Annotated in this window: 16 protein-coding genes; 11 read left to right on the plus strand and 5 right to left on the minus strand. The window is 52.3% G+C overall.

All coding sequences use genetic code 11. The features are described from left to right. Positions 1-412 precede the first annotated feature (412 nt). The gene (locus QMN38_RS23045; protein ID WP_271440969.1) at positions 413-1,999 is read left to right on the plus strand and encodes an EAL domain-containing protein; all 1,587 of its coding nucleotides are present in this window, start codon (positions 413-415) and stop codon (positions 1,997-1,999) included. A 2-nt stretch (positions 2,000-2,001) separates the two neighbouring features. Here QMN38_RS23045 and soxS read toward each other — a convergent pair whose 3' ends face one another. After that, complete coding sequence (gene soxS, locus QMN38_RS23050; RefSeq protein WP_005132611.1) at positions 2,002-2,325, minus strand: superoxide response transcriptional regulator SoxS; 324 nt, start codon at positions 2,323-2,325, stop codon at positions 2,002-2,004. A gap of 86 nt (positions 2,326-2,411) precedes the next feature. Here soxS and soxR point away from each other — a divergent pair, with 86 nt between their 5' ends. The 4 genes from soxR to QMN38_RS23070 all read left to right on the plus strand — a co-directional run bounded on the left by soxR (position 2,412) and on the right by QMN38_RS23070 (position 7,694). Continuing rightward, the gene (gene soxR, locus QMN38_RS23055) at positions 2,412-2,870 is read left to right on the plus strand and encodes a redox-sensitive transcriptional activator SoxR (protein ID WP_003826630.1); all 459 of its coding nucleotides are present in this window, start codon (positions 2,412-2,414) and stop codon (positions 2,868-2,870) included. A gap of 599 nt (positions 2,871-3,469) precedes the next feature. Continuing rightward, positions 3,470-4,819 carry a guanine/hypoxanthine transporter GhxP gene (gene ghxP / locus QMN38_RS23060; protein ID WP_137381172.1) on the plus strand — a complete coding sequence of 450 codons (1,350 nt, stop codon included), beginning with the start codon at positions 3,470-3,472 and terminating at the stop codon, positions 4,817-4,819. A gap of 157 nt (positions 4,820-4,976) precedes the next feature. Further along, positions 4,977-6,623: a Na+/H+ antiporter gene (locus tag QMN38_RS23065; protein ID WP_040229801.1), complete on the plus strand. Its 1,647-nt coding sequence runs from the start codon at positions 4,977-4,979 to the stop codon at positions 6,621-6,623. 579 nt (positions 6,624-7,202) lie between these two features. Then, complete coding sequence (locus tag QMN38_RS23070) at positions 7,203-7,694, plus strand: REP-associated tyrosine transposase (protein WP_271449289.1); 492 nt, start codon at positions 7,203-7,205, stop codon at positions 7,692-7,694. Between the two features lie 69 nt (positions 7,695-7,763). On the opposite strand, the gene QMN38_RS23075 is transcribed toward QMN38_RS23070, so the two are convergent. Further along, positions 7,764-8,654 carry a LysR family transcriptional regulator gene (locus QMN38_RS23075; RefSeq protein WP_271440967.1) on the minus strand — a complete coding sequence of 297 codons (891 nt, stop codon included), beginning with the start codon at positions 8,652-8,654 and terminating at the stop codon, positions 7,764-7,766. 101 nt (positions 8,655-8,755) lie between these two features. On the opposite strand from QMN38_RS23075, the gene QMN38_RS23080 reads away from it, so the two are divergent. Beyond that, positions 8,756-9,166: a CidA/LrgA family protein gene (locus QMN38_RS23080; protein WP_271440966.1), complete on the plus strand. Its 411-nt coding sequence runs from the start codon at positions 8,756-8,758 to the stop codon at positions 9,164-9,166. Further along, on the plus strand, positions 9,159-9,848 hold the full coding sequence (locus QMN38_RS23085; RefSeq protein ID WP_137381170.1) for an LrgB family protein: 690 nt from the start codon (positions 9,159-9,161) through the stop codon (positions 9,846-9,848). The genes QMN38_RS23080 and QMN38_RS23085 overlap by 8 nt, the downstream gene beginning before the upstream one ends. Before the next feature lie 45 nt (positions 9,849-9,893). Here QMN38_RS23085 and actP read toward each other — a convergent pair whose 3' ends face one another. From actP to acs, 3 genes are all read right to left on the minus strand, one after another. Next, positions 9,894-11,543, minus strand: a complete 1,650-nt coding sequence (gene actP, locus QMN38_RS23090; protein WP_271449288.1) for a cation/acetate symporter ActP — start codon at positions 11,541-11,543, stop codon at positions 9,894-9,896. Beyond that, the gene (locus QMN38_RS23095) at positions 11,540-11,854 is read right to left on the minus strand and encodes a DUF485 domain-containing protein (RefSeq protein WP_003031750.1); all 315 of its coding nucleotides are present in this window, start codon (positions 11,852-11,854) and stop codon (positions 11,540-11,542) included. Before QMN38_RS23095 ends, actP begins: the two co-directional genes overlap by 4 nt. A gap of 242 nt (positions 11,855-12,096) precedes the next feature. Then, a complete protein-coding gene (gene acs / locus QMN38_RS23100; RefSeq protein ID WP_271454536.1) occupies positions 12,097-14,055 on the minus strand; it encodes an acetate--CoA ligase in 1,959 nt (652 codons plus the stop codon). Positions 14,056-14,487: 432 nt separating this feature from the next. On the opposite strand from acs, the gene nrfA reads away from it, so the two are divergent. Genes nrfA through nrfD form a run of 4 tightly spaced genes read left to right on the plus strand, consistent with a single transcriptional unit; the run spans position 14,488 to position 18,156 of the window. Then, complete coding sequence (nrfA, locus tag QMN38_RS23105; RefSeq protein WP_323606137.1) at positions 14,488-15,924, plus strand: ammonia-forming nitrite reductase cytochrome c552 subunit; 1,437 nt, start codon at positions 14,488-14,490, stop codon at positions 15,922-15,924. Positions 15,925-15,968: 44 nt separating this feature from the next. Further along, positions 15,969-16,535: a cytochrome c nitrite reductase pentaheme subunit gene (gene nrfB, locus QMN38_RS23110; RefSeq protein ID WP_137381164.1), complete on the plus strand. Its 567-nt coding sequence runs from the start codon at positions 15,969-15,971 to the stop codon at positions 16,533-16,535. Then, positions 16,532-17,203: a cytochrome c nitrite reductase Fe-S protein gene (gene nrfC / locus QMN38_RS23115; protein ID WP_271454537.1), complete on the plus strand. Its 672-nt coding sequence runs from the start codon at positions 16,532-16,534 to the stop codon at positions 17,201-17,203. Before nrfB ends, nrfC begins: the two co-directional genes overlap by 4 nt. Then, a complete protein-coding gene (nrfD, locus tag QMN38_RS23120) occupies positions 17,200-18,156 on the plus strand; it encodes a cytochrome c nitrite reductase subunit NrfD (RefSeq protein WP_202037162.1) in 957 nt (318 codons plus the stop codon). The genes nrfC and nrfD overlap by 4 nt, the downstream gene beginning before the upstream one ends. The last annotated feature ends 6 nt before the right edge of the window (positions 18,157-18,162 follow it).

Below are 18,162 nucleotides of genomic sequence, written 5' to 3' on the forward strand. Positions count from 1 at the left end.
TCTGATGGAAATGGAAGCCACGCAAGCACCTTAAAATCACCATCATACACTAAATCAGTAAGTTGGCAGCATTACCCATAAACGAATAATAAATTATGCGTTATGTAAGATGCATTCATGTTGCTTGTTTTCTTTATCCGAAATTAATCGTTAAAAAAGTTAATGTGTTTTATACGTGCCGTCAGTATAACGCGTGTAAAACATTACTCCTTCTTGATAATGATGTTGCAAAATAAGCGTAACTTTAAGTTTGCCTTACGGGAAAATAATATCATCATCCACTATTATCAGACTTTTACATAGAGACGTCTGTTGATAATGTTGATAGATTCATGCAACTTAACCAGCTGGTGTTTATAGCATCCTGCCTTGATGGGTACTGGCATATACGAAACAGGGAAATAGGGCTGACATGAATCTCAGTGCGCAAAGCAAGATGCTGAAGCTCCTCGGCACGCTCACGGTGGTATTGCTCCCCGTGGTGCTGGCGCTATGGTTTGCTCATATCCGGGCGATGTCCGAAACCCGCACTCAACTCCGCTCTTTTGCTCAACTGGTGTTAAATAAAACGGAACTGGTGATCCAGCAAGCCGATTTAGCGCGTGATATGGCTCAACTGTATCAGGGCAAGATGTGTACCCCTGCACATCAGAAAAGTATGCTGAATATTATTCGCGGGCGTTTATATATCAGCGAGCTAATTTATGCACAAGCTGATCATTTTTTGTGCTCTACGTCGATGGCGCCGTCAGTTCCCTATATTATGCCAACCGCTGACTATAAACGTACGCCGGACGTTTCGATCTATTACTATCGCGATACGCCTTTTTTCTCTGGCTACAACATGACGTATATGCAAAGAGGAAACTACGTCGTAGTCATTAACCCATTATCTTACAGCGAAGTCATGTCAGATGACCCTGGCCTATTGTGGGGCGTTTATGACACGATAACGGATACTTTCTTCTCCGCCAGCAATCAGGCGCATGTTAAGCAATTTCTGCCACTGGTGCGCGGTAAAGCCTCTACCTTCCAACTGGACGATCGGTTCTATACCATCGTTCGTTCTGAGAAGCGCCCGATCGCGATTATTGTTTCGACTACCAGCGATCGCGTCCATCAAAATTTCTATCACGAAGCCGCACTAACGGTCCCCTTTGGAGTGATCTGCAGCATTCTGATGCTGTTGATGTGGTGGCGCACGCGCCAGCAGTACCATTCCCCTCGTCGTTTGCTAAGACGTGCACTGGAAAAGCGCCAGCTACGCCTGCATTACCAGCCGATCATCGATATCAAGAATGGTCAATGTGTGGGGGCCGAAGCGCTGATGCGTTGGCCAGGTTGCAAAGGTGAGGTCATGAGCCCGACGGAATTTATTCCGCTGGCTGAAAAAGAAGGCATGATTGAAAGGATCACGGATTACGTGGTCGAAGAAGTGTTCAATGATTTAGGGTATTTTCTTTCTGCGCATCCCCAGATTTATATCTCAATTAACCTCTCAGCTTCTGATTTCCATTCATCCCGACTGATTGCCCTGATCGCTGAGAAAGCGCGTGATTACTCAGTGGCTGCTCAGCAAATTAAAGTCGAAGTGACGGAACGTGGATTTATTGATGTGCAGAAAATGACCCCGGTAATCCAGGCATTCCGTCAGGCAGGTTATGAAGTGGCATTTGATGATTTTGGGACGGGATATTCCAATCTGCACAACCTGGCGGCACTGAACGTGGATATCCTGAAGATTGATAAATCTTTTATTAGTACGCTGGCGACCAACAGTACCAGCCACCTGATTGCTGAACATATCATCGAGATGGCGCAAAGCTTACATCTCAAGACAATTGCTGAAGGGGTGGAAACGGCAGATCAAATTGAATGGCTGCTTGAACGTGGTGTTCAGTATTGTCAGGGGTGGTACTTTGCAAAAGCGTTACCGCCGCAGGAGTTTATGCACTGGCTACAGCGCTCGCCCGCCATACTGACGCAGAGCGGGCAATAATCTTACAGGCGATGACGGTAGTCGCTGGGAGTACGATCAAACTCGCGGCGGAACACGCGTGAGAACGTTTGTTGCGACACATAGCCGAGATCCATCGCGATATCGAAAATAGGTCGTTCGGTCGTCCGTAGTTCCACGGCGGCTAACAAAAGTCGGCGCTGGCGGATATAGTCACCCAACGTCTGACGCATCACCGTGCGGAACATCCTCTGTAAATACCACTTCGAGTAACCTGATTTTTTCGCCACCGCCTCAATGTTCAGCGGTTGATCGATATGTTCATCAATCCATTCAATAAGGGTCTGAATTATCTGCTGATGGGACATAGGGCTGCCTCTTTCTCAGTATTCGATTCGTCGTTTTGTCTGTGGGCGAGTATAATTCCTCAAGTTAACTTGAGGTAAAGCGATTTATGGAAAAGAAATTACCCCGGATAAAAGCGCTGCTCACGCCAGGTGAAGTCGCAAAACGTAGCGGTGTAGCGGTATCAACTTTGCACTTCTATGAAAGCAAAGGGTTAATCAGCAGTATGCGCAACAGTGGCAATCAGCGTCGATACAAACGTGATGTGTTGCGTTATGTTGCGATTATCAAGATTGCTCAACGCATCGGGATCCCACTGGCAACGATTGGCGATGCGTTAGGGGTATTACCTGAAGGGCATTCACTCAGTGCCAAAGAGTGGAAGCAGCTCTCGTCGCAATGGCGTGAAGAACTGGACCGACGTATTCATACTCTGGTGGCATTACGCGATGAGCTGGATGGTTGTATTGGTTGCGGTTGTTTATCGCGCAGCGATTGCCCGTTGCGTAACCCAGGCGACCAGCTTGGCGAGCAGGGAACCGGGGCGCGCCTGCTGGAAGATGATTGATGGGTTTGAAATATGTGACGGGTATAAAACTAAAGCGCCACAGAGGGCGCTTTAGTTTGGTTCCGGTCTTTGTCTTTCACTCTATCCCGCTGGTTCACGGGAGGGTTTCCCCCGACATCAACACCCCTCAGTCGAGCACATTAGGGGAGGTTCCGGCTTGTGTTGATAAGGTAAGTGTATGCCACCCCCGTCTATTTACCAGTCAATTGGTGATTTTTTAGCCGAAAAATTTTCCGCATCTTCATCCATTTTTTTGCGCGAGTGAACGTGAAAGGTAACTGTCGAGGTTGTAATAACTGCGCGAAATTTGTTGCCAGATTGCGCATTGACGATAACGTTTGCGCATCGACTGGCTATTTCTTGTGCGTTATAAGAAGAAATGAGTAAAAAGCGGCAAAGTTCAGTTGAAAACCGGCACATGATCGCTAGATAATCGTTTGCTTTTTTTTACCACCCGTTTTTTATGCGCGGAGCTAAACGTTTGCTTTTTTGCGACACCCCTACTGACGCAAACCTGGCACAGGGAGAAAACGTTAAGCAGGCAGTGGATTGTCCAGCACGCATAATGACGAAAAATAAACTCTCAGGGGATGTTTTCTATGTCTACGCCTTCAGCGCGTACCGGCGGTTCACTCGACGCCTGGTTTAAAATTTCGCACCGTGGCAGTACTGTTCGACAGGAAGTCGTTGCCGGATTAACGACGTTTCTGGCAATGGTCTACTCTGTTATCGTGGTTCCAGGAATGCTGGGTAAAGCCGGTTTCCCGCCTGCCGCTGTATTTGTGGCAACCTGCCTGGTCGCCGGTGTCGGCTCTATTGTGATGGGGTTGTGGGCAAACCTGCCGCTGGCGATTGGTTGTGCCATTTCGTTGACGGCGTTTACCGCGTTCAGCCTGGTGCTGGGGCAGCATATTAGCGTACCTGTTGCGCTGGGCGCGGTATTCCTGATGGGTGTTCTGTTTACCATCATTTCCGCGACAGGTATCCGTAGCTGGATCCTGCGCAATCTGCCACAGGGCGTTGCGCATGGTACAGGTATTGGTATCGGCCTGTTCCTGCTGCTGATTGCGGCAAACGGTGTTGGTCTGGTCATTAAGAACCCGCTGGACGGCCTGCCGGTTGCGCTGGGTGACTTCGACACCTTCCCGGTCATTATGTCGCTGATTGGTCTGGCGGTGATTATTGGCCTCGAAAAACTGAAAGTACCGGGTGGCATACTGTTGACCATTATTGGTATTTCCGTTGTTGGCCTGATTTTCGATCCCGCGGTGCATTTTTCCGGTATTTTCGCCATGCCTTCTTTGAGTGATGCTGAAGGTAACTCTCTGATTGGCAGCCTGGACATTATGGGGGCGCTGAACCCTGTCGTCCTGCCGAGCGTGCTGGCGCTGGTTATGACAGCGGTCTTTGATGCGACCGGAACCATCCGCGCGGTTGCGGGTCAGGCGAATCTGCTGGATAAAGACGGTCAGATTATCGATGGCGGCAAAGCGTTAACGACGGACTCCCTGAGCAGCGTGTTCTCTGGTCTGGTAGGGGCAGCTCCGGCGGCGGTTTACATTGAATCTGCAGCGGGTACCGCGGCAGGTGGTAAAACCGGTCTGACGGCGATCACCGTAGGTGTTCTGTTCCTGCTGATCCTGTTCCTTTCTCCGCTCTCTTACCTTGTTCCTGCTTACGCAACGGCGCCGGCCCTGATGTATGTTGGTCTGCTGATGCTGAGCAACGTGGCGAAAATCGACTTTACCGACTTCGTCGATGCGATGGCGGGACTGATTACCGCCGTCTTTATCGTGCTGACCTGTAATATCGTTACCGGTATTATGATCGGTTTTGCCACTCTGGTTATTGGCCGTATTGTTTCCGGCGAATGGCGCAAACTGAATATCGGAACGGTGGTGATTGCCGTGGCGCTGGTTGCATTCTATGCGGGCGGTTGGGCTATTTAATCCCGATACGCTCTTGATCCTGAAAACGGGTGGCTTTTGCCGCCCGTTTTTATTTTCAGAACACACTCGTTGTCTTTTGCGTTACTCTCGAGTAGATAGAATTGAGGCACGACGCCTCTCATCACTAATCATAAGAAACATCGCAAACAGGGAACGCATGGAAATCTTTTTTACCATACTCATCATGACCCTTGTGGTCTCGTTGTCGGGGGTATTTACTCGCGTATTACCCTTCCAACTCCCTTTACCCCTTATGCAGATCGCCATTGGCGCGTTGCTGGCGTGGCCGACGTTTGGTTTGCATGTGGAATTTGACCCTGAACTGTTTTTGGTTCTGTTCATCCCGCCGTTGCTGTTTGCCGATGGCTGGAAAACGCCAACGCGAGAGTTTCTGGAGCATGGACGAGAGATCTTCGGTCTGGCACTGGCGCTCGTATTGGTTACGGTGGTCGGCATTGGTTTTATGATTTATTGGCTGGTCCCGGGGATTCCGCTGATCCCCGCTTTTGCGCTGGCCGCAGTGCTGTCGCCAACCGATGCCGTTGCCCTTTCTGGCATTGTAGGCGAGGGGCGTATACCGAAGAAAATCATGGGTATCCTGCAGGGCGAAGCGTTGATGAACGATGCGTCTGGCCTGGTATCGCTGAAATTTGCTGTGGCCGTGGCAATGGGGACGATGGTGTTTACCGTCGGCGGAGCGACGGTTGAGTTCTTCAAGGTAGCGATTGGCGGCATCCTGGCGGGTTTTGTCGTCAGCTGGTTGTATGGACGCTCTCTGCGCTTTCTTAGCCGCTGGGGTGGTGATGAGCCAGCAACGCAAATCGTTCTGCTGTTCCTGCTGCCGTTTGCTTCTTATCTGATTGCCGAACACATCGGTGTTTCCGGGATCCTCGCGGCGGTCGCAGCCGGGATGACGATAACCCGTTCAGGCGTAATGCGTCGTGCGCCATTGGCGATGCGTTTACGTGCTAACAGCACCTGGGCAATGCTGGAGTTCGTCTTTAACGGCATGGTCTTCCTGCTGTTAGGGCTGCAATTACCGGGGATTCTGGAGTCTTCGCTGGTGGCGGCAGAAGCCGATCCGAACGTTGAAACCTGGATGCTGTTTACCGATATCGTGCTGATTTACGTGGCGCTGATGCTGGTGCGTTTTGGCTGGCTGTGGACGATGAAAAAATTCAGTCTGCGCTTCCTGAAGAAAAAGCCCATGGAGTTTGGTTCCTGGACAACGCGTGAAATCCTGATCGCCTCCTTTGCGGGTGTTCGCGGGGCGATTACGCTTGCCGGTGTGCTCTCCATCCCGCTGCTGTTGCCGGATGGTAGCGGCTTCCCGGCGCGCTACGAGTTAGTATTCCTTGCCGCGGGCGTGATCCTGTTCTCGCTGTTTGTCGGTGTGGTGATGCTACCGATTCTGCTGCAACACCTGGAAGTGGCAGATCACTCACAGCAACTGAAAGAAGAACGGATAGCCCGTGCTGCGACGGCGGAAGTCGCGATTGTTGCTATCCAGAAAATGGAAGAACGTCTGGCGGCGGACAGCGAAGAGAATATTGATAATCAACTGCTGACCGAAGTGAGCTCTCGTGTAATCGGTAACCTGCGTCGTCGCGTCGATGGACGTAACGATGTGGAAAGCTCATTACAGGAAGAGAACCTCGAGCGACGTTTCCGCCTGGCGGCATTGCGTTCGGAACGAGCAGAACTGTATCACCTGCGCGCCACGCGCGAAATCAGCAATGAAACGCTGCAAAAACTGCTGCACGACCTGGATTTGCTGGAAGCGTTGTTGATTGAGAATCAATAAACGGTAGTGCCTGATGCGCTACGCTTATCAGGCCTACAAGACCGGCAATAGTGATGTAGGCCGGATAAGGCGTTAACCGCATCCGGCGAAGGTTGTGCCTGATGCGCTACGCTTATCAGGCCTACAAAACCGGCAATAGTGATGTAGGCCGGATAAGGCGTTAGCCGCACCCGGCGAAAGGTGTGCCTGATGCGCTACGCTGATCAGGCCTACAAAACCGGCAATAGCGATGTAGGCCGGATAAGGCGTTAGCCGCACCCGGTGAGAGGTGTGCCTGATGCGCTATGCTTATCAGGCCTACAAAACCGGCAATAGCGATGTAGGCCGGATAAGGCGGTAGCCGCATCCGGCGAAAGGTGTGCCTGATGCGCTATGCTTATCAGGCCTACAAAACCGGCAATAGCGATGTAGGCCGGATAAGGCGTTAGCCGCATCCGGCGAAGAATGTACCTGATGGTGCACAGCCTTCAGGTCTGCAAAAAATTATTCATCGTGTAATTTGCGAGCGGCTTTCCTGAACGAATCCATCTCTCTTGTCGATTCCCTCTTTTCTCCATACGGTTGAGAAAAGGGGGAAACATGTCTAACTATCGGCGCCATTACATCAGCGGTGGAACATGGTTTTTTACGGTGAATTTACAGGACCGTAGAAGCCATCTTTTGACATCCAACATTAACCAGCTTCGCTGTGCTATTTCGGCGGTAAAGAAGGTTATGCCTTTTCAAATCAATGCGTGGGTGGTTTTACCTGAGCATATGCATTGCATATGGACGTTACCTGATAGCGACGCTGATTTTTCCTCTCGTTGGCGGGAAATTAAAAAGCATTTCACCCGATCGTTATCCGCCAGGCATATCTGGCAACCCCGCTTTTGGGAACATACCATTCGTGATGCGCGCGATTATTGTCAGCATGTGGATTACATTTATCTCAATCCTGTGAAACACGGTTGGGTGCAGCAGGTGAAGTCATGGCCTTTTTCAACGTTTCATCGTGATGTTAAATCGGGGTTGTATCCGGAAAACTGGGCGGGGAATATGATGGACCTCCGTACAGGTGAACGAGCCTGATGGCGCTGTGCTTATCAGGCCTACAAAACCGATGTAGGCCGGATAAGGCGTTTACGCCGCATCCGGCACTTACGATTCTTGCGTTAGCCAAAACCCTTCGCAGCATGTCAGCCACGCCTGAGCGCTGTGCGAGAGATACACACCTTCACGCCAAATCATGCCGAGTTGCCAGCGTAAATCGCTCTCCAGCGGAATCCAGCGCAGCGTCTGTTTGTCCAGCCGTTGGCAAATTGGCTCCGGTAAAATGGCGATACCGACCCCGGCTTGCACCATGGCCGCCAGAAAATCCCACTGCCCGCTACGTACCGCGATGCGGGGTTTTACATCGTGCTGGTTAAACAGTTCCAGTAACTGACGGCTGAGGGCGAAATCTTCGTTGTAGATAAGCAGCGGGTGTTCCGCCAGTGCCTCGGGGGAAATGGATTCGCAGGTTGTCCACTGGCCCGAGCGCGGGACCAGCACGCAGAGCGGATGACTGAAAAGCGGCAAGGTTGCCAGTCCACTCTCTTCTTCGACCGGAAGTGCCGTCATGGCGACATCCAAATCACCGTTCATTACTGCCTGCTGGACGGTTAAGCCGCCAAACTCTGATACTTTAAGTTCAACGCCGGGATAACGCTGGCGAAACAGGCTGATGGGACCTGCCATCAACATACCGACCATTGGCGGGATACCAAGGCGTAATAGCCCTTTGTTCAGGTGGTTAATGTCGCTAAGTTCGGCTTCAAGCTGGCGAAACTCGGCCAAAATCGCCAGACCGCGCTCAAAAACAACCTGTCCGGTATCAGTCAGCAACAGCCGTCGTCCGTCGCGGATTAACAGCGTGCAGTTCAGCTCGTCTTCAAGGTTCTTCAACATTTTGCTGATGGTGGGTTGGGTGACAAAAAGCTTCTCCGCTGCGCGGGTAAAGCTCTGCTGACGCACCACCTCAACAAAATATCGCAGTGTTCTGATATCCATGATTATTCCTTAAGACTATGCCTGCAATGAGTTTAATTCATTTCAGTCCTGGACGGGTGCTCTCTATACTGGCGCTCTCTATTTTTTAAGGACATACCCTCATGGCTGTGGCGATAAGCCGCGTGACGCCTGCTGTCATTCACCGACTTCAGATACCTGTCCAGGTGCTGTTGTACGCAGGTTTATTTGTATTTGCTCAGTATCTTGTCTCCTGGCTGCATTTACCGCTTCCCGCCAATCTGGTTGGGATGGTGCTGATGTTGGCGCTGATTGTCTGTCGGATCATCCCGCTGAGTTGGATACGCGCCGGTGCCCGCTGGTTACTGGCTGAAATGCTACTATTTTTTGTTCCAGCGGTGGTTGCCGTCGTCAACTATACGCAGCTGCTGTTGGTCGATGGCTGGCGTATTTTTGCTGTCATTGCGATAAGCACGCTGATGGTTCTCGGCGCAACCGCGTGGGTGGTGGATAAAGTGTATCGCTATGAAATGAGCAGGCTAAACCGTGAGTAACTTCCAGCTAAGCGTGCTGTGTCTGGTGATTACGCTGGGTATCTATTTTGCCAACAAGCGTCTGTATCGCCGTTTTCGCAAATTGCCGTTGATGCCGCTGGTTCTCACGCCAGCGTTACTGGTGCTGATGCTGGTCTTCGGCCATATCTCCTGGCAAAACTATATCGGTGAATCACACTGGCTGCTGTGGCTATTAGGTCCCGCGACCATTGCCTTCGCTGTTCCGGTTTACGATAACCTCGCGGTGATTAAGCGTCACTGGATGTCGTTGACGGCGGGGGTGATCACGGCAACGCTGGTGGCTGTCACCAGTTCCGTGTGGCTGGCGCGTCTGTTTATGCTGCCTGATGAGATCCAACGTAGCCTGGCGGTACGTTCCGTCACTACGCCTTTTGCGCTGGCAGCGGCAGAACCCTTGGGTGGGCAGCCAGATCTGGTGGCGTTGTTTGTGGTGGTGACCGGTGTATTCGGTATGGCGGTCGGCGATGTGTTGTTTTTACGACTCTCTATCCGCGAAGGTATGGCCAAAGGGGCAGGGTTTGGCGCAGCATCGCACGGTGCAGGTACGGCTCGCTCTTATGAGCTTGGTCAACAGGAAGGCGTAGTGGCAAGTCTGGTGATGATGCTGTCCGGTGTGGTGATGGTTCTGGTTGCCCCGCTGGTTGCGAGGGTGATGTTCTGAGATTCGGTGATATCCTCCGGCCCGAAAGCCGGAGGATAAGTGAGATTAATGCGCGCGACCTTGCTCCACACCGTACCCGGTTTGGGAACGGATGAACTGCGCACGGAACTGCTCACGCTCACGGTTACCTTCTTCTGAGTTATCCGTGGCAGAGAAGAACCAGATCCCGAGGAATGCAACGCTTATCGAGAACAGCGCCGGATATTCATACGGGAAAATGGCTTTTTCGTGACCGAGGATTTGTACCCAAATTGTTGGACCAAGCACCATCAGCACAACGGCTGTTAGCAGACCTAACCAGCCGCCCATCATGGCACCACGCGTGGTCAGTCTTGACCAGTACATGGAAAGCAGAATGATGGGGAAGTTACAGCTTGCGGCGATGGCAAATGCCAGACCTACCATGAAGGCGATATTCTGATTTTCGAACAGCACGCCAAGCACGATGGCAATGACACCCAATACCAGTACGGTAATTTTAGAGACGCGCAGTTCTTCACGTTCGGTCGCGCCTTTGCGGAACACGTTAGCGTACAGATCGTGCGACACCGCCGATGCGCCCGCGAGCGTCAGACCGGCAACCACCGCCAGAATGGTGGCAAATGCTACGGCGGAGATAAAGCCGAGGAACAGGTTACCGCCCACCGCGTTAGCCAGATGCACTGCCGCCATGTTGTTACCACCGATCAACGCACCTGCAGCATCTTTATACGCCGGATTTGCACCGACCAGCATGATGGCACCAAAGCCGATGATAAAGGTCAGGATGTAGAAATAACCCATAAAACCGGTCGCATAGAACACACTCTTACGCGCTTCGCGGGCATCGCTGACCGTGAAGAAGCGCATCAGAATATGCGGCAAGCCTGCCGTACCGAACATCAGACCGAGGCCTAACGACAGCGCGGATATCGGATCTTTAACCAACCCGCCTGGACTCATGATTGCGGAGCCTTTCGGGTGTACCGCCATTGCTTCAGTGAACAGATTGTTGAAGCTGAAGCCGACATGTTTCATGACCATGAAAGCCATAAAGCTGGCACCGAACAGCAGCAGTACCGCTTTGATGATTTGCACCCAGGTGGTCGCCAACATGCCGCCGAACAGCACGTACATCATCATCAGTACGCCAACCAGCACCACGGCAATGTGATAGTTCAGACCAAACAGCAGTTCAATCAGCTTGCCTGCGCCAACCATCTGCGCGATCAGATACAGCGCGACCACCACCAGCGATCCACATGCTGACAGAATACGGATGGGACCTTGCTTCAGGCGATAAGAGGCCACGTCGGCAAAGGTGTAGCGACCGAGGTTACGCAGGCGTTCAGCAATCAGGAACAGAATGATCGGCCAGCCGACGAGGAAGCCGAGCGAGTAAATCAGCCCGTCATATCCTGAGGTAAAGACCAGTGCGGAAATCCCGAGGAACGAGGCCGCCGACATATAGTCGCCTGCAATTGCTAACCCGTTCTGGAAGCCGGTAATGTTGCCACCTGCGGTGTAATAGTCATTACGCGAACGCACACGTTTAGACGCCCAGTAGGTAATACAGAGCGTAAAGATGACGAAAATCAGGAACATGATAATCGCCTGCCAGTTCGTTGGCTGGCGTTGGACTGCACCGCTAATAGCATCCGCCGCGTTCGCAGCGAAGGGCAGCGTGGCGGCAAGCGCCGTCAGGACTCTCTTCATGATGCTTTAACCTCGTGCAGAACCGCGTTGTTAAGACGGTCGAATTCACCGTTTGCCCGCCAGATGTAGATCCCGGTCAGGATAAAGGAAATAAGGATCACGCCGACGCCAATAGGGATACCTCGGGTAACGCTGGTTCCCGCATGCAGTGGGGTGCCCAGCCAGCCAGGTGCAAAAGCAATCAGTAAAATAAAGCTGATATAAACTGCCAGCATGATGATGGACAGAATAGTGGCAAACCGTTGCCGTTTTTCAACTAACTCCCTGAAACGCGCACTGTCTTCTATCCGCTGATAAATTTGGTCATTCATCACAGAGCTCTCCAGAGGTCCCCCTGCGTCTTTCGCGCTACAGGTTCGTTGGCCGCACTCGCCCACCCCAGTCACATAGTGAACTATGCTCCTGGGGATGTGCTCGCTTGCCGCCTTCCTGTAACACGAAATCCTTTGGGGGAGGTTTTTTATATTTCCCCCCCGGTGAAGAGAGGGTAGGGTCAGATTTGTAGGCCGGATAAGACGCTTTCGCGTCGCCATCCGGCATTTTCAGGACTTTGTTATGATGGCATCGCGATGGCCTGCTTCTCTTCGAGCAGTTTCTCTACCACGCCAGGATCGGCGAGGGTCGAGGTATCGCCCAGATTGCTGGTATCGCCCGCCGCAATTTTACGCAGAATGCGGCGCATGATTTTGCCGGAGCGGGTTTTCGGCAGTGAGTCGGTCCAGTGCAGCACGTCTGGCGTTGCCAGCGGGCCAATTTCTTTTCGTACCCAGTTGCGAACCTCGGCGTACAACTCAGGTGACGGCTCTTCGCCGTGATTCAGCGTGACGTAGGCGTAAATGGCCTGGCCTTTAATACTATGTGGAATGCCGACCACGGCGGCCTCGGCAATCTTTGGATGCGACACCAGCGCCGACTCGATTTCTGCTGTACCCAGGCGGTGACCCGAGACGTTCAGCACGTCATCCACGCGTCCGGTTATCCAGTAATAACCATCTTCATCACGGCGTGCGCCGTCGCCGCTGAAGTACATATTCTTGAAGGTAGAGAAGTAGGTTTGCTCAAAGCGTTCGTGATCGCCAAACAGTGTTCTCGCCTGACCCGGCCAGGAGTCGGTGATCACCAGGTTGCCTTCGGTCGCCCCTTCCTGCGGATTGCCCTCGTTATCAACGATGGCCGGTTGTACGCCAAAGAATGGACGCGTTGCGGAACCCGCTTTCAGCTCGGTGGCGCCCGGCAGTGGGGTGATCATGAACCCCCCGGTTTCGGTCTGCCACCAGGTATCGACGACCGGGCATTTTTCGTTACCGATCTTCTTCCAGTACCACTCCCATGCTTCCGGGTTAATCGGCTCGCCAACGGAACCTAAAATGCGCAGTGATGAACGGTTAGTGCCTTCTATCGCCTTATCACCTTCTGCCATCAGGGCGCGGATAGCCGTTGGTGCAGTATAGAGGATGGTGACCTGGTGCTTGTCCACGACCTGTGACATACGCGCCGGGGTCGGCCAGTTAGGTACGCCTTCAAACATCAGCGTGGTGGCACCGCAGGCCAGTGGGCCGTACAGCAGGTAGCTGTGGCCGGTAACCCAACCCACATCAGCGGTACACCAGTAGATATCGTCCTGATGGTAATCAAACACATACTTAAAGGTCGTTGCCGCGTAAACCAGATATCCACCCGTGGTGTGCAGCACGCCTTTTGGCTTACCGGTTGAACCAGAGGTATACAGGATAAACAGCGGATCTTCCGCGTTCATCTCTGCCGGCTGATGTTCAGGGCTCGCTTTTTCAATAAGATCGGACCACCACAGATCGCGGCCTTCCTTCCAGTCCGTTTTTCCGCCGGTACGTTTGAGGACAATGACATGCTCAACCGTCTTCACATTCGGGTTTTTCAGCGCATCATCAACGTTCTTTTTCAGCGGGATACCGCGTCCGGCACGTACGCCTTCATCGGCGGTGATCACCAGACGTGAATTGGAATCGATAATACGTCCGGCAACGGCTTCTGGTGAGAAACCACCAAAGATGACCGAATGTACCGCGCCAATACGGGCGCAGGCCAGCATGGCAACCGCAGCTTCTGGGACCATTGGCATATAAATAGCCACGACATCGCCTTTTTTAATCCCCAAATCCAGAAGGGTATTAGCAAAACGGCAGACATCGCGATGCAGTTCGCGATAGGTAATGTTTTTACTCTGGGTAGCATCATCGCCCTCCCAGATAATGGCGGTGCGATCGCCGTTTTCCTGTAGGTGGCGATCAAGGCAGTTCGCTGCCAGATTCAGCGTGCCGTCTTCGTACCATTTAATGGATACGTTACCAGGGGCAAAAGAGGTGTTCTTTACCTGGCTGTACGGTGTGATCCAATCAAGAATTTTTCCCTGCTCGCCCCAAAATGTGTCGGGATCGGTAATGGACTGTTGGTATTTCGCTTCGTACTGCTCCGGGTTTATCAGGCAACGGTCCGCAATATTTGCGGGAATAGCGTGTTTGTGTATTTGGCTCATGGCTTTTGTTCTCCTTGTAGGATGTTAATAATATGTCGCACAAAAGTTAAATGTAGGGGCTTTACGAGTTTTGTTTAGTATTTGGGCGACAGATCACGCAATAACCGAATTGTGCAAATTATCGGCAAACTGAATTTTGAAGATAACTAGCAAAAATTGATTAAACCTCGCGATAACATGCGGTTATATAGAGGGTTTTGAAAAGGTGATCTGTGTCTGGTATCGACAAAAGAGTGAGGGATTAGAGGGGGTGAATAACTCTAAAGTGGTATTTTACATACACTTACAATTGATTAAAAACAACATTTCTTGTGGGGTTTCTTGTTACAAATAGGGTGGAGCAATGTCATGACAGTATTGTGTGGTTGCTGTTATGGAAAACAATAAAAGAACCGCCATTGCAGATAATGGCGACATCTGGATGAGACCCCTATGGCAAGGACAAAATCACGCGTACGCCGTTTCTTCAGCCTGATATTACCGTTTTTATTTATTACTGCCGTTCACGCTGAGCAAACCTCTGTACCCGCAAAGACCGTCACCGTTGAAGCGAAGAATGAAACCTTCGCCCCTCAGCATCCTGATCAATACCTCTCCTGGAAAGCCACGTCTGAACAGTCAGCCCGTGAAGATGCGCTGGCAGAAGACCCTCGCCTGGTGATCCTGTGGGCGGGATATCCTTTCTCCCGCGATTACAACAAACCGCGTGGACACGCGTATGCGGTTACCGATGTGCGTGAAACGTTACGTACCGGTGCGCCAAAAACGGCTGAAGATGGTCCGTTGCCGATGGCCTGCTGGAGCTGTAAAAGCCCGGATGTGGCACGTCTGATCCAGAAAGACGGTGAAGATGGGTACTTCCACGGTAAATGGGCGCGTGGCGGCCCGGAAATTGTTAACAACCTCGGCTGTGCTGACTGCCATAACACGGCATCAGCAGATTTCGCGAAAGGGAAACCGGAACTGACGCTGTCGCGTCCTTATGCCGAGCGAGCGATGGAAACCATTGGCAAACCGTTTGAAAAAGCCAGCCGCTTTGATCAGCAATCCATGGTCTGCGGTCAGTGCCACGTGGAGTACTACTTCGACGGTAAGAACAAAGCCGTTAAGTTCCCATGGGATGACGGTATGAAAGTCGAGAACATGGAGAAATACTACGACAACATAGCTTTCTCTGACTGGACCAACTCTCTGTCTAAAACCCCAATGCTGAAAGCGCAGCACCCGGAGTATGAAACCTGGAGTGCGGGCATTCACGGTAAGAACAACGTGACCTGTATCGACTGCCACATGCCGAAAGTGCAGAACGCAGAAGGTAAAATCTACACCGACCATAAGATTGGTAACCCGTTCGACAACTTCCCACAGACTTGCGCCAACTGCCACACCCAGGACAAAGCGTCTCTGCAAAAAGTGGTTGCTGAGCGTAAGCAAGCGATTCATGACCTGAAAATCAAAGTTGAAGATCAACTGGTCCATGCGCACTTCGAAGCGAAGGCTGCGTGGGATGCGGGGGCGACGGAAGCGGAAATGAAGCCGATTCTGGAAGACATTCGCCACGCACAATGGCGCTGGGATCTGTCGATTGCTTCTCACGGTATCCATATGCACGCACCGGAAGAAGGTCTGCGGATGCTGGGTAGCGCGATGGATAAAGCCGCTGATGCGCGTACCAAACTGGTCCGTCTGCTGGCGACCAAAGGCATCATGCATGAAATCCCTCTGCCGGATATCTCTACCAAAGAGAAAGCCCAGCAGGCGATTGGTCTGAACATGCAGCAAATCAACGCTGAGAAGCAGGACTTCATTAAAACGGTGATTCCGCAATGGGAAGATCAGGCGCGTAAAAACGGTCTGTTAAGCCAATAACCCCATTCCGCCTCGCAAGGGGCGGATAACTCAACGGAGTGAATATGAGCGTATTACGTTCGTTATTAACTGCTGGGGTGCTGGCGTCAGGTCTGTTCTGGAGCCTGAGCGGGATAACCGCCACGCCAACCCCGCAGGAGTCAGATCAACGCTGGACGGTCACCCAACAGCGTAATCCGGATGCGGCGTGCCTCGATTGTCACAAGCCGGATACCGAAGGCATGCATGGTAAACATGCAGAAGTCATCAACCCAAATAATAAACTGCCGGTTACCTGCACCAACTGTCACGGTCAGCCATCGCCAAACCACCGTGAAGGGGTGAAGGATGTGATGCGCTTTAACGAGCCGATGTACAACGTGGAGCAGCAGAACAGCGTCTGTATGTCCTGTCACCTGCCTGAGCAGTTGCAAAAAGCGTTCTGGCCGCACGATGTTCACGTGACGAAAGTAGCGTGCGCCAGTTGTCACTCACTGCATCCGAAGCAAGACACGATGCAGACGCTAAGCGATAAAGGACGGATCAAGATTTGCGTCGATTGCCACAGCGATCAGCGTAACAATCCAAACTTTAACCCGGCGTCTATTCCCTTGCTTAAGGAGCATCCATGAGTTGCTCTCGTCGCCAGTTTATCACCGGCGTCAGCGCGCTAGTGGCTGTTAGCGGGACGGCGGGACGCGTCGTAGCGAAGACGTTAAACATTAATGGTGTGCGTTACGGCATGGTACATGATGAGTCATTATGCATCGGCTGTACCGCGTGCATGGATGCCTGTCGGGAAGTTAACAGCGTACCGGAAGGCGTCTCGCGTCTGACGATCATTCGCAGTGAACCGCTGGGGACGTTTCCCGATGTGAAGTATCGTTTCTTCCGCCATTCGTGCCAGCACTGCGATCACGCACCCTGCGTTGACGTCTGCCCGACGGGGGCATCGTACCGCGATGCCGCCAGCGGCATTGTGGATGTGAACCCGGATCTGTGCGTCGGTTGCCAGTATTGCATCGCCGCCTGTCCTTATCGCGTGCGCTTTATTCATCCGGTCAGCAAGACGGCGGATAAATGCGATTTTTGCCGCAAAACCAACCTGAAAGCGGGCAAGCAGCCCGCCTGCGTGGAGTCATGTCCGACGAAAGCGCTGACGTTTGGTAATCTGGACGACCCCAACAGCGAAATCTCGCGGTTGTTGCACCAGAAAAATACCTACCGTTACAAGCTGGCGCTGGGCACGAAACCGAAGGTCTACCGCGTTCCCTTTAAATATGGGGAGGTGAGCCAATGACACCCGCTTCTGCATTTCATTTTGAATCACTGGTGTGGGACTGGCCCATTGCCATCTATTTGTTTCTGATAGGCATATCTGCCGGGCTGGTGACGCTGTCGGTATTGTTACGACGGCTGCACCCGGAAGCGGGTGGTGCTGACAGCACGTTGCTGCGCACCACGCTGGTACTGGGACCGGGAGCCATTATTCTTGGACTGCTGATCCTGGTATTCCACCTGACGCGTCCATGGACTTTCTGGAAGCTGATGTTCCACTACAGCTTCACGTCAGTGATGTCGATGGGGGTCATGCTGTTTCAATTGTACATGGTGGTGTTGGTGCTGTGGTTGGCAAAAATCTTTGAAAAAGAGGTGATTGCCTTACAACAGCGCTTCATTCCACGCCTGAGTATTGTGCCGAAACTGCTGGCGTTGATCGCACCGTTCCACCGGATGCTTGAAACGGTGATGCTGGTGCTGGCGGTACTGCTCGGGGCGTACACCGGGTTCTTGCTGTCAGCGTTGAAATCCTACCCGTTCCTGAATAACCCGATCCTGCCGGTACTGTTCCTGTTTTCTGGGATCTCCTCCGGTGCTGCAGTGGCGTTAATCGCCATGGCATTACGCCATCGTAGTAACCCACACAGCACTGAAGCGCACTTTGTCCACCGTATGGAAACGCCGGTGGTGTGGCTGGAAATCTTCCTGCTGGCGGCTTTCTTTGTCGGGCTGGCGCTGGGTGATGACGGCAAAATGCGCGCGCTGGCTGCTGCCTTGGGCGGTGGGTTCTGGACCTGGTGGTTCTGGCTGGGTGTGGCAGGGCTTGGACTGATCCTCCCGATGCTGTTGAAACCGTGGGCGAATCGTAGCTCAACGTTTCATGGCGTACTGGCGGTATGTGGTGCCAGCCTGACTGGTGTTTTACTGCTGCGTTTCTTTATTTTGTATGCAGGACAGCTAACCGTTGCGTAAGGTGAT

The sequence above is a fragment of the Citrobacter sp. R-1.5.2 genome (genome assembly GCF_035064245.1).
Taxonomy (GTDB): Bacteria; Pseudomonadota; Gammaproteobacteria; order Enterobacterales; family Enterobacteriaceae; genus Citrobacter.